The organism is Streptomyces sp. NPDC048507 (assembly GCF_043199995.1).
Taxonomy (GTDB): Bacteria; Actinomycetota; Actinomycetes; order Streptomycetales; family Streptomycetaceae; genus Streptomyces.
In genome coordinates this window covers 759,727-771,813 of the sequence record NZ_JBICWZ010000001.1, presented here as the reverse complement: position 1 = coordinate 771,813, position 12,087 = coordinate 759,727, and the positions used below count along the sequence as shown (strand labels likewise).

General features: G+C 75.5%; 11 protein-coding genes. 4 read left to right on the top strand and 7 right to left on the bottom strand.

The features are described from left to right. Positions 1-53: 53 nt before the first annotated feature. Entirely contained in the window at positions 54-764 is a 711-nt protein-coding gene (locus tag ACGFXC_RS03560; protein ID WP_393709043.1) for a FadR/GntR family transcriptional regulator, read from the bottom strand. 121 nt (positions 765-885) lie between these two features. Between ACGFXC_RS03560 and ACGFXC_RS03555 the strand changes: the two genes are divergently transcribed. Both ACGFXC_RS03555 and ACGFXC_RS03550 read left to right on the top strand, forming a co-directional pair. Then, entirely contained in the window at positions 886-1,419 is a 534-nt protein-coding gene (locus tag ACGFXC_RS03555; RefSeq protein WP_393709041.1) for a gluconokinase, read from the top strand. A gap of 43 nt (positions 1,420-1,462) precedes the next feature. Beyond that, complete coding sequence (locus tag ACGFXC_RS03550) at positions 1,463-2,863, top strand: gluconate:H+ symporter (protein WP_393709039.1); 1,401 nt, start codon at positions 1,463-1,465, stop codon at positions 2,861-2,863. Here the strand turns inward: ACGFXC_RS03550 and ACGFXC_RS03545 are convergent. The 5 genes from ACGFXC_RS03545 to ACGFXC_RS03525 form a co-directional block, all read right to left on the bottom strand. Then, complete coding sequence (locus ACGFXC_RS03545) at positions 2,811-3,107, bottom strand: hypothetical protein (protein ID WP_393709037.1); 297 nt, start codon at positions 3,105-3,107, stop codon at positions 2,811-2,813. The genes ACGFXC_RS03550 and ACGFXC_RS03545 overlap by 53 nt on opposite strands. After that, positions 3,104-4,309, bottom strand: coding sequence for a hypothetical protein (locus ACGFXC_RS03540; RefSeq protein WP_393709036.1), 1,206 nt, complete (start codon positions 4,307-4,309; stop codon positions 3,104-3,106). Before ACGFXC_RS03540 ends, ACGFXC_RS03545 begins: the two co-directional genes overlap by 4 nt. Before the next feature lie 132 nt (positions 4,310-4,441). After that, complete coding sequence (locus ACGFXC_RS03535) at positions 4,442-4,957, bottom strand: protein phosphatase (protein WP_393709034.1); 516 nt, start codon at positions 4,955-4,957, stop codon at positions 4,442-4,444. Positions 4,958-4,982: 25 nt separating this feature from the next. Beyond that, the gene (locus ACGFXC_RS03530) at positions 4,983-5,813 is read right to left on the bottom strand and encodes a hypothetical protein (RefSeq protein ID WP_393709033.1); all 831 of its coding nucleotides are present in this window, start codon (positions 5,811-5,813) and stop codon (positions 4,983-4,985) included. A 105-nt stretch (positions 5,814-5,918) separates the two neighbouring features. Continuing rightward, complete coding sequence (locus ACGFXC_RS03525) at positions 5,919-9,482, bottom strand: S8 family serine peptidase (protein ID WP_393709032.1); 3,564 nt, start codon at positions 9,480-9,482, stop codon at positions 5,919-5,921. Positions 9,483-9,668: 186 nt separating this feature from the next. On the opposite strand from ACGFXC_RS03525, the gene ACGFXC_RS03520 reads away from it, so the two are divergent. After that, on the top strand, positions 9,669-11,198 hold the full coding sequence (locus ACGFXC_RS03520; RefSeq protein WP_393709030.1) for an MFS transporter: 1,530 nt from the start codon (positions 9,669-9,671) through the stop codon (positions 11,196-11,198). Between the two features lie 27 nt (positions 11,199-11,225). Continuing rightward, on the top strand, positions 11,226-11,918 hold the full coding sequence (locus tag ACGFXC_RS03515) for a DUF6629 family protein (protein ID WP_393709029.1): 693 nt from the start codon (positions 11,226-11,228) through the stop codon (positions 11,916-11,918). Here the strand turns inward: ACGFXC_RS03515 and ACGFXC_RS03510 are convergent. Continuing rightward, a complete protein-coding gene (locus ACGFXC_RS03510; RefSeq protein WP_393709027.1) occupies positions 11,846-12,079 on the bottom strand; it encodes a DUF6126 family protein in 234 nt (77 codons plus the stop codon). The two genes, ACGFXC_RS03515 and ACGFXC_RS03510, sit on opposite strands and share 73 nt — an antisense overlap. Positions 12,080-12,087 lie beyond the last annotated feature (8 nt).

Genomic DNA, 12,087 nt, shown 5'->3' with positions numbered 1-12,087 from the left:
CGGCCCGGGGTCCGCGCACCGGACGGCCCGGGCCGCGGCGGGGTTCCGCCGGGTCAGGGGGCGAGGACGTCGAGCTCTTCCAGGGCGCCCAGGGCGATCTGCCGGGTCAGGGCCTCGGCCGCGGCGGCGTCGCCTTCGCGGACCGCCTCGGCGACCCGGACGTGGAGGGTGACGGCGGCCGGGTCGGGGTCGGGGAACATCACGGAGTGCTGGGTGCGGCCGGTGAGGACTTCGGCGACGACGTCCCCCAGGCGGGCGAACATCTCGTTGCCGGAGGCGTTCAGCACGGTGCGGTGGAAGGCGACGTCGTGGTGGAGGTAGCCCTCCAGCTGGTGGCCCCGCGAGGTGCGGACCATGCCGAGGGCCGCCTCGGTGAGCTCGGCGCACTGCTCGGCGGTGGCCCGGGCTGCCGCGAGTCCGGCCGCGACGGGCTCGACCGCCGAGCGCAGGACGGTCAGGGAGCGCAGCTGGCGGGGCCGGTCGGGGCCGGCGAGGCGCCAGCGGATGACGCGCGGGTCGTAGACGTTCCATTCCTCGGCGGGGCGGACGGTGACGCCGACCCGGCGGCGGGACTCGACGAGCTGCATCGACTCCAGGACGCGGACCACCTCGCGGACCACGGTGCGGGAGGCGTCGAAGCGCGCGGCGATCTCGTCGGTGCGCAGCACGCTGCCGGGCGGGTCCTCGCCCGCCGTGATGGCGAGTCCGAGGGTGTCCAGTACCTGGCTGTGGAGTCCTGGGCCCGGACTGCCTTCGGTGGTCATGGCGTAAGCGTACGGTGACGGCCGGGCGAACCAATGGTGTGATGTTTTACCGAGAGACCCTTGAATAAGTACTACTTAATGGGGTTCAGTGGGGGCCACCCGGGCCCTCCGTCCCGGGCCGATGTCAACGAGGACAGCGAGGTACGACGTGAGCTCCCAGCGCGTCATCGTGGTGATGGGCGTGGCCGGCACGGGCAAGACGACCGTGGGGCGGCTGCTCGCGGAGGCCCTCGGCCTCCCCTACGCGGAGGGCGACGCCTTCCACCCGGCGGCCAACGTCGCGAAGATGTCGGCCGGCACCCCGCTGGACGACGCGGACCGCGGGCCCTGGCTGGACGCCATCGGCGAGTGGATCGGCGAGCGGGCCGGCCGGGGCGGCGGCGTGGTCGCCGCGTCCTGCCTCAAGCACGCCTACCGCGACCGGTTGCGCGCCGCCGCCCCGGGGGCGGTGTTCGTCCACCTCACCGGCGACCGGGCCCTGATCGGGGAACGGATGGCCGGACGCACCGGCCATTTCATGCCCGCCACCCTGCTGGACTCCCAGTTCGCGACCCTCGAACCGCTGCGGGCGGACGAGCGCGGTGTCGCCGTCGACGTCGCCGGATCCCCCGAGGAGATCACCGGGCGGGCGCTGGCCGCCCTGCGCCGCCTCTGACGGGCCCCCTCCCCCACCCCTCCCCAACAGTCAGGAACCCACCGTGACCGGTCTCAGCGTCGAGACACTGGCGGCGGCGGCCGCACCCGCACCCATCACCTCGGCCGGAAACGTCCAGTTGGGCCTCGCGGTCCTGCTGGGCATCGCCGTCATCGTCCTGCTCATCACCCGCCTCAAGATGCACGCCTTCCTGGCCCTGACGGTCGGTTCGCTGGCCCTCGGGTCCTTCGCGGGCGCCCCGCTGAACAAGACGATCGCCAGCTTCACCACCGGCCTCGGAGCCACGGTCGCGGGCGTGGGCGTCCTGATCGCGCTCGGCGCGATCCTCGGCAAGCTGCTGGCGGACTCCGGCGGCGCCGACGAGATCGTGGACACGATCCTGGCCCGCGCCAAGGGCCGGGCCATGCCGTGGGCCATGGTGCTGATCGCCTCCGTGATCGGGCTGCCGCTGTTCTTCGAGGTCGGCATCGTGCTGCTGATCCCGGTGGTGCTGCTCGTCGCCCAGCGGGGCGGGTACTCGCTGATGCGCATCGGGATCCCGGCGCTGGCCGGTCTGTCGGTGATGCACGGACTGATCCCGCCGCACCCCGGCCCGCTGGTCGCCATCGACGCCCTGCACGCCAACCTCGGGGTCACGCTGGCGCTCGGCGTGCTCGTCGCGATCCCGACCGTGATCATCGCCGGGCCGCTGTTCGCCCGTTACGCGGCCCGCTGGGTGGACATACCGGCGCCCGAGCACATGGTCCCGCAGCGCCCTTCGGCCGGGGTGGAGCACCGGCCCCGGTTCGGCGCCACCGTCTTCACCGTGCTGCTGCCGGTGGCCCTGATGCTGGTCAAGGCCCTGGTCGACATCGTCGTCAACGACCCCGCCAACGGGGTGCAGAAGGTCACCGACGTCGCCGGCTCCCCGCTGATCGCCCTGCTGGCCGCCGTGCTGGTGGGCATGTTCACCCTCGGCCGGGCGGCCGGGTTCACCCGGGCCCGGCTGTCGTCGACGGTGGAGAAGTCCCTCGCGCCGATCGCCGGGATCCTGCTGATCGTGGGGGCCGGCGGCGGCTTCAAGCAGACCCTGATCGACGCGGGCGTCGGCCAGATGATCCTGGACCTGTCCGAGAGCTGGGCCATCCCCGCCCTGCTGCTGGCCTGGCTGATCGCGGTGGCGATCCGGCTGGCCACGGGCTCGGCGACGGTCGCCACCATTTCGGCGGCCGGGCTGGTGACCCCGCTCGCGGCGGGCATGTCCACGACGGAGACCGCCCTGCTGGTGCTGGCGATCGGCTGCGGCTCGCTGTTCTTCAGCCACGTCAACGACGCCGGGTTCTGGCTGGTGAAGGAGTACTTCGGGATGAGCGTCGGCCAGACCGTCAAGACCTGGTCGGTGATGGAGACCATCATCTCGGTGACGGGCCTCGGCTTCGTCCTGCTGCTGTCACTCGTGCTGTGACACCGCCGTGCACCCCGTCGAGCTGGGCGGCGGCGAGCGCGAACCCGTCCGCGGCCCGGGAGCAGCGGTCCGCGAGGACGGTGACCTCGGCGCGGAAGGCGTCGGCCTGGGGTCCGCGCCAGTCCAGTGCGGCGGCTTCGGCCCGGAGCCGGCGGGCGTGCGAGCGCAGGGCGGCGCAGTGGCTGCGCAGCCCGTCCGACGGGCCGGACGGGCCGGGCGGGGACAGCCGCGGGGTGTCGCTCACGGGTGGCTCCAGGGGTTCGTGGTCTGCGGGCGGCCGTCCTCGCCGAGCGGGAGCAGCAGGCCGGCGGTGACCCGCCCGGCGACGGCCGCGCCCGCCCCGGCGCCGTCGCCGGGCCCGCAGGCGCGGGCCGACGGGGACAGGGCGTGGACCCGGGTGCGGGGGTCGGCGGGAGTGCGGGCGTCGGCCGGGGCGCCGACGGCGAACAGGTGGCTGACCGCGTAGACGGCGGTGAAGTCCCGGTCGGCGGCCAGGTCCATGGCGGTGACGGCGCCTGCCCCGCGGCCGACCAGGACGAGTTCGCAGCCCGAGGGGACCAGCGCGCGCAGGACCCGGGCCACCTCCCGGGCCGCCGGAAGCTGCCGGTCGGCCAGCTGGAGCACGTACCGGCAGCCGCCCCCGGGGACCGCCACCCGCTGGAGCAGCAGGGTGTCCGCCGCTCCGGGGCGGCCCGTGTTGCGTACGTACCCGGCGAGGGTGCCGGTGGTGTCGGGCGCCCCCGGCCGCCGGGGCCCGGGATCCGCCGCGGGAGCCGGTCCGGGGTGCGAGCGGGGCTCGCGGGAGAAGAAGGCGCACAGGGCGGCGCCGAGGCCGAACAGCGGATCGGCACTCTGCGCGCGGCCGGTGGCGACCTGCCAGCCCGCATGGTCGTTGAAGGGGTTCTCGTCGGTCAGGGCCTGCCACGCCAGGATGTCGGCGAAGGCGGGCGCCAGCAGGGTGAAGGCCTCCGCCGGTCCCCGCTCGCGCAGGATGCTGCGGAAGGCGCGGGCCGCCTCGTCCTGCCGGTCCTGCGCCACCGCCGCAAGGACGGCCGCGCAGTCGGGGTCCGCGAGCAGGTCGGGCCGGCCCGCGCCCGCCACGCGGATCCGCGCCTTCAGCCCGCAGACGGCGGTGGTCACCGCGAGGCTCTCCCGGCGCGCCAGGATGCCGGCCAGCCACCCGGCCCGGGCCACGCCCCGCCCGCGCGGGGCCCAGCCGAGGCCCGCCGGGTCGGTGAGGGTGCGCAGCAGGGTCCGCCAGGCCCGGCGCCGGCGGCTGCCCCGCCCGACGAGGGCGGCGACGGGCAGCCGGGCGCCGAGGGCGAGCCCGGAGGCGTAGCGGGCGGCTTCGCCCACGGCGTCGGCGGCCTCGGCCAGTTCCCGGCACAGGGCGTCGAGCGCGTCGGCGTCCGGGTCGGTGGCCTGCACGGTCACGGCGTCGGACATGGGCTCCTCGCGGGGGTGCGGCGGGGGTGCGGCCGGTGGGGCCGTGCGCGGGCCACGGCAGGCCGGGCGTCCTCGTACGGCGACTTCGGCATCACCGTACTTCGGCCCCTGCGGGCGCGCGCTCCGACAGCGCTACGGGAGTGGGTCGAGGCCGGTGAGCAGGGCCGCGGTATCCAGCCCGGTGTCCAGGTAGTCGGTGAAGAGCCGGTTGTGCAGGGCCCAGCGGGAGCGCCTGCTCCGGATGAGGCCGACCGCCTGCGCGGGGGTGGAGCCGCGGCCGACGAGGCACTGGGCGACGACGAGGCCGGAGCGGTTGTAGCCGTGGAAGCAGCGCACCAGCGTCCGGCGCCCGGCGTGCAGGGCGAGCCCGGCGCTGTCGGCGAGACGGCGGACGGTGGCGAGCTGGGCGGCCGTGAGCGGCCCGTCGGGCATCTCGCCGACGAGGTGTTCGGCGTCCGGGCCGGGGCCGTGGCCGGGCCGGGAGTACAGGCTGATCACGAGGTCGAACTCGTCGGTGACGACGGCGGGGCGGAGCTCGCCGGCGCCGTCGGCCCAGACGTGTCCGCCCATCCAGAGGCCGGGGGTGATCTCGTCCCAGGGGCTGGTGGGGACGGGGGCGTCGGGGTTCTTCCAGCGGGACTTCGTCATCGTGCCGGGATCGTACAACAGGGCTTCATTCGGCGGGAGTTGATACGAAGACGGCTTCACGGAAGGCGGTGCGCAGCGGAGTGGGGTGCGCGGCGCCGTGAGCGGGGGCGGCGTCGTGAGCGGGCGCGTCGTGAGCGGGCGCGGGGGCGGGCGCGTCGTGAGCGGGCGCGGGGGCGGGCGCGGCGCCGGGCACGAGGGCGGCCCAGCGGTCGTGCCGGGGGGAGATCCACAGGGCCGGGCCGGAGCCGGCCGGCGGGTGGTGGGCCCAGACCCCGGCGGGGGCCGGGTGCCAGAGCAGGCCCCGCGCGGGGGTGAGCTCGCCGGTGCGGATGCGCAGGGACTCCGCCGTCCAGGCCCGGCTGATGGGGTGGTCGGCGGTGGAGAGCAGGTGGCTCGGGAAGCGCACCAGATCGACCAGGGGCGCGTAGAGGGTGCCGTCGGCGAAGCGGGTGCGGGTCATGCCGAGCGGCCGCCAGATCCTGGCCGGGGCGCACTCCGCCAGTGGGGTGCCGGTCAGGTGTTCGGCGAGGCGGGTGAGGGCGGCGAGGGCGGGTGGGCCGTCGCCGCGCGTGAGGAGGTGGTGCGCGGTGGCGCCGCCGGGCAGTCCCGCCGCGGCGGCTTCCCCGTAGGCGGTGAGCGGGGTGTGGAGGGCGAGTTCCCCGGCGGCGACCAGGCTGCCGAGGACGGGCCACAGGGCCAGCACCGCCGTGAGGCCGCCGACGTCCAGGGGGGCGTCGCGGTCGCCGGGCGAGGCGGCGTGGACGGCGTCCGCCGAGCCCGCCGCCCAGACGGCGTCCGGGTCGGCGGAACGGACGAGGGCCTCGACTGCGCCCTCCTGCAAGGGGTGCGGGGTCATGTCCGGCACGCTACGTCGCCCCGCGCGGGCTCCCGGGCGCGTCGCGGCCCTGTCGCCGCCCGCCACCCGAATGCCGGGGGGCGGGCGGCGCGCACCGGCGGCCGCTCAGCCCTTGTCGGGGCGGTCGGTCACCCGGAGCGTGTTGACCAGGGGCTTTCCGAAGCCGCTGTGCGTGACGAAGCGGACGTCGAGCACGCCGTCGGTGACCTTGACCGTGTAGGTCCTGGTCAGGGCCGTGTAGGTACCCGCCTCCAGGGAGATGTCCAGGGAGGGCAGGACCTGCGCGCCCTCGGCCAGGACGTCGAAGACGCGCTTGTCGGGCCGGGCGGAAGACAGCTCGGCGAAGCCGAGCTCCACGGTGTAGGTGCCGTTCGGCACGTTGTCGAACCGGTACTCGTACATGCCCTCGCGGGCGTTGCGGAACAGCTTCTGGTCCTGGGTTGCCGCGATGGTGCGCCCGGTCGACTGGACGGTGGAGGCGCCCTGGTAGCCGTAGGAGCCGGGGGCGTACTTGCGGTCCGGGGACCAGGTGTCGCCCGCGACATCGGTGGCGGCGCGGTCGGAGCCCGCGTCGAGGGCCGCCTGGTAGCGCGGGACGACGACCTTGACCGGGACGGTGAGGACCGGGGCCCGGCCGCTGGCCGAGGTGATCGACAGGTCGGCGGTCAGGACCGTGCCCGGGGCGAGGCCGCCGGTGTCCACGCCGAGCGCGACGGGGGCCCTGCCGCCGGTGGGGAGGTTCCCGGTGGCCGGGGTGGCGGTCAGCCAGGGAGCGTCCTCGGAGACCGTGAAGGCGGTGCCGAGGCCGGGGTTGGTGAGGTCGAGGATGCGGGTCCGGCTCTGCCCGGCGGGCAGGACCACCTCGACGGCCGGCCGGTCGGCGGTGACCCTGCCGGTGCCGAGGGACCGGGTCACCATCGTGACGTCGGCCGGCCTGACCTCGACGGCGGCCCGGTCGGAGGCGTAGGCCGGGGCGGCCACGGAAAGCTCGCGGGAGCCCGAGGGGCTCTGGAGGGCGTAGCCGCCGTCCGCGGCGGTGGTGGCGGACACGGCCGTGTCGCCGCTGCCGACGGTGACGGTGGCACCGCCGACGCCGCCCCCGTCGTTGGCGTCGAGCACCCGGCCGGTGACCACACCGCTGCGGGTGGTCCGGAAGCCGATGGACAGGCCGTCGGTGAGGACGGCCGTGTTGAAGGAGTACCTGAAGGCGTCGGTGCCCGCGGCGTTCTCCACGCCGACGGTGGCGGTGGAGCCGCCCTTGATGCCGGTCCCCCCGGTGCCCTTGTAGGAGTAGGTGACAGAGCCGTCCTCACCGACCGCGGCCGAGAAGGAGAAGGTGTCGGCCTGCGCCGACCAGTGGGAGACCTGACGCCATTCGATGACGTAGGTGCGGTGCGGGGCGCTGCCGGTGACGGCGGTGAAGACGCCCGAGCCGCTGCCGGCCGGGCCGACGACGAGGTCGTCCCAGAAGGGGTAGAGGGCCGCGTTGGGCGTGGCGGTGCTCGGGATGTCCCCGTTGACGTCGCCGGTGTGGTTGCCGCCGAAGCTGACGGTGCCGTTGGTGCCGATCCAGGCCTGCGCGTACGTCTTGCCGTACAGCGGGAGCGGGAAGGGCAGGTCGACGCGCTCGGTGGTGTTGTCGCCGGTCAGCGCGAGCTGCCGGTCACCCGCCGGGTACGGGCGGGCCCCGTCGGCGGCGCAGGCGTAACCGTAGCCGTCGGTGCGTTCGGGGAGGGAGACGGCGACGGTGGCGTCCCCGGCGACGGTGACCTTGGCCGCGCCGCCGGTCAGGCAGCGGGAGGGGTGCGTGGCGGCGACCTCGTAGGAGCCGTGGGGCAGGGTGACCTCGAAGCGGCCCTGCGCGTCGGTGGTCGCGGTCACCGGGGTGTCCGCGATGGTGACGGCGGCGCCCGCGGCGGGCCCGGCGGCCGAGGACACCGTTCCGGAGAGCGTGCCGCTGGGGGCCCGGTCGAGGCTGAAGTCACCGGTCGCGGTGGCGTTCTCGGTGACGTTCGCGGTGGCCGTCCGCTGTCCGTAGCCGAACTTCGAGGCGGTGACCTCGTACGTGCCGGCCGACAGGGAAGCGAAGCGGTAGGTGCCGTCGGCGGCCGTGGTGGCCGTCCGGTCGATCGGGCCGTGGGCGGTGACCTTCACGCCGGAGACGGGCTCGCCGCCGGCCGTGACCGTGCCGCCGAGGGCCCCGATCGCCCCGCGCGGGGCGGCGTTCACCGCGGCCAGGGCGTCGAGCCGGCCCTCGCCGAAGACGTTGTTGTCGGCGGCGGCGCCGCCGCACTGGGCCGCTTCGGTGTCATGGGCGGTGCCGTTGAGCAGGGCCTCGGTCTGCGCGACGTCGCCTTCGAGTGCGGGGGCGGCGGACCAGAGCAGCGCCACGGCGGCCGCGGTGTGCGGGGAGGCCATGGAGGTGCCGGAGAAGGACTCGTAGCCGCCGCCGGGCACGGAGGAGCGGACGTTGACCCCGGGGGCGGCGATGTTGGGCTTGATGATGCCGCCGGGGCCCGCGCCGCGCGAGGAGAAGGAGGCGATGGCGTTGTTCACGTCGAAGGCGCCGGAGCTGTAGGAGTTCGCGTAGTCGCCGGGCGATCCGCTGGTGGCGCAGCCGGGGCCGGCGTTGCCGTTGGAGAAGGCGGGGAAGATGCCCGCGGCGCGCCAGGTGTCGACGATCTGCTGGTACCAGTCGTCGTGCGCCGAGCTGCCCCAGGAGTTGTTGACGACGTGCGGGGCGAGGTCCGGACGGGGGTTGTGCCCGGCCAGGTCGGTCGGGGCGACGATCCACTGGCCGGAGGCGAGCAGGGAGGCCTCGGAGCAGGAGTTGGTCTCGCAGCCCTTGGCGGCGATCCACTTGGCTCCGGGGGCGACGCCGATCTTGTTGGCGCCGCCGTCGTCGCCGACCATCGTGCCCATGGTGTGGGTGCCGTGGTCGTTGTTGTCGCAGGGCGCGGCGCCGGCGCAGATGCCCGCCGGGTCGAACCAGTTGTAGTCGTGGTCGTAGCTGCCGTCCGCCTTGCGGCCGCGGTACTGGCCGGCGACGGCGGGGTGGGTGTAGTCGACGCCGCTGTCGATGTTGGCGACGACGATGCCCTCGCCGCGCACCCCGAGCCGGTCCCAGACCTCCGGGGCCTTGACGCGGTCGATGTTCCATTCCACGGCGTCGGCGGCGGTCTTCTCGCGGGCGCCCGCAGCGAGCGCCGGCAGGGTGACCTTGTCGTCGGCGTCGATGCGGGAGACCTCGGGGCGCTCGGCGAGGACCCCGGCGAGCTTCCGGCCCCCGACGACGCGGACCGCGTTGACGATCCAGTACGAGGTGTACTCGGCCTTCGCGCCGTCCAGGGCCCCCAGCAGCCCGGCCTGGGTGCGCGCGGCGTGGTCCCGCTTGGTCCGCAGAACCGTTTCCGCCTTGGCGGCCCGGGTCGTGGCCCGCCGGGCGGCGCCGAGGTCGGCGGCACTGTCGAGGTAGACCCAGAAGACGGCCTTGTCGGAGCCGTCGAGCTGGGCGCGCAGGGCGGGCTCGATCTTCCGCCCGGCGGCGCCCGGCACGGAGCCGGGCTCCGGGGCGGCGGCGGCGACCCCCGCGCCGAGCGGCAGCAGCAGGGCGGTGGTGAGTGCGGCGATCGTCGCGCGCAGGGGTCGTCGTCGGTTGCGTGGGGCCACGTGTGGTCTCCTCGTACGCCGGGGCGGGATGTGCGGGAAGGGTGTGCGTGACGTGCGCGGGTCATGGTGAGTTGGGTACCATGTCCATTACAAGAGGGCCTATTGAGCCGCGTTCGCGCCACCGCGCCCCGCACCGGGGCCGGGCTCCGGCTGGCCCTTCCGGGCGGAGCGCGCAAGCCTTGGGACATGACCGATCCCGCACCGCCCGCCGCCGGCCCCGGCCCCGGCGGCGACCCCGGCGGCGACTCCGCGCCGGGGGTTGCGCTGCGGTCCGCCCGGGGCCGGTGGATCCTGCTCGCCACCGTGCTCGGGTCGACCATGGCCCTGCTGGACTCGACCGTCGTCAACGTGGCGCTGCCGCGCATCGGGCGGGACCTCGGCGCCGACCTCGCGGTGCTCCAGTGGACCGTCAACGCCTACCTGCTGACCCTGGCCGGCCTGATCCTCGTCGGCGGGGCCCTCGGCGACCGGTTCGGGCGCCGCAAGGTCTTCGTGCTCGGCGTCGTGTGGTTCGCGGCCGGCTCGCTGCTGTGCGGCCTCGCGCCGAACGCGGGAGTGCTGATCGCCGCCCGCGCCCTCCAGGGCATTGGCGGAGCCCTGCTGACGCCGGGCTCGCTGGCGCTGATCCAGGGGTCGATCCGCGCGGGGGACCGGGCCCGGGCGGTGGGCCTGTGGTCGGGGTTCGGCGGGGTCGGCGCGGCCGTGGGGCCGTTCCTGGGGGGCTGGCTGGTGGACGGACCGGGCTGGCGGTGGGTCTTCCTGATCAACGTGCCGGTGGCCGCGCTGTGCGTGCCGGTCGCGCTCAGACATGTACCGGAATCACGTGACCCGCAGGCCCACGGGCGGTTCGACGTGCTCGGGGCGGTGCTCGGCGCCGCCTCCCTGGCCCTGGTCACCTACGCCCTCATCGAGGCGAGGACCGGCACGGCGCTGGTCGTGGCCGCGGCGGCCGGCGGCGTCCTGCTGGGCGTCGCGTTCGTGTACGTCGAGCGGCGGCGGCCCGATCCGATGGTGCCGCCAAGCATCTTCTCCTCCCGGCTGTTCACCGCCGTCAACCTGGTCACCCTGTGCGTGTACGCGGCCTTCGGCGGATTCTTCTTCCTCGTCGTGCTCCAGCTCCAGGTGGTGGCCGGGTACTCGGCGCTGGCGGCCGGGGCCGCGCTGCTGCCGACCACCGTGCTGATGCTGCTGCTGTCGGCCCGCTCGGCGGCGCTCGGCGAGCGCATCGGACCTCGTATCCCGCTCACCGTCGGTCCCCTGCTGTGCGCGGCCGGAATGCTGCTGATGCTGCGCGTGGGTCCGTCGGCCTCCTACGTACGGGACGTGCTGCCGGCCCTGGTCGTGATGGGCGCCGGCATGGTCACCCTGGTGGCCCCGCTCACCGCGACCGTCCTGTCCTCGGTGGACCCCGGCCGGGCGGGCCTGGCCAGCGGCATCAACAACGCGGCGGCCCGCGCCGCCGGACTCCTCGCCGTGGCGGCCCTGCCGCTGCTGGCCGGCATGGGCCCGGACGCCTACCTGTCTGCCGGGGCCTTCGACGCCGCCTTCGGGCGGGCCATGCCCTGGTGCGCGGGGGTCCTGGTGCTCGGATCGGTACTGGCGTGGGCGACCGTACGCACCCCTCCGCCCGGGCAGCCCCACCCGCATCAGCAGTGCCGCACCCAGTGCGGGGTCACCGCGCCGCCCCTGGAGCCCCCGGCCGCGGCCGGCGGGTGAGGCACGGACGGTCCGGGAGGCCCCCGCATGTGCTGGAGCACGGCCGCCGACCTGACGGCGGGCACGGTGGTGACCGCCGTCGGCGTGGTGTGCGTGGCGCGCGTGCGACGGGCCCGCGACCTGCCCGTCGCCGCGCTGCCGCTGCTGCTGGGCGCGCACCAGCTGATCGAGGCCGCCGTCCGGGAGGCGGGCGGGGGCTGCGGCCCGGCGACCACGGCCTGGGCGGTGATCGCCCTGCCGCTGCTGCCCGTCTGGGTGTCGCTCGGCGTGCTGCTCGCCGCCGGGCCCGGGGCCGGACGCCGGCTGTGGTCGGCGGCGGCCGTCGGCCTCGCCACCGGCGCGGTGCTCGCGTACTGCCTCGCGACCCGTCCGGTGACGGCCGAGTTGCGCGGGGGGCTCGTCGGCTACGGGGTGGACGTGCCGTACGCGCCCCTGGTCGTGGCGGGCTACCTGTACGCCACCCTCGGCGCCCTGCTGCTCGGCCGGGACCCACGGCTGCGGCGGCTCGGCGCCGTCCTGGCCGCCGGGGCGCTCGTCTGCGCGGCGCTGTGGCGCCTCGCGTTCGCCTCGACGTGGTGCGCCTTCGCCGCGGTGGCCTCGCTGCTGGTGCTCGGCTGGGTGCGGCGGCCGGTGCCGCCGGGCGGCGGCTACTGGTTCTGGCCGCCCAGTACGAAGAGGAGGTACACGAAGAAGGCGAAGAGGTGGCCGACGAACAGGTAGGCGACCAGCCGGATGACGAGACCGCGCGGGAAGCGCGATTCGATGCGGCCCAGCAGCCCGGCCGGCTGGCCCCCGGCTCCGGTGCCGGTCTCCGCGCTCGCCCCGGGCTCGGCGGCGGCGGGCTTCTCGGTGGTGCTGGGCATGTTCTCCCCCTGGGTCATGGGTACGG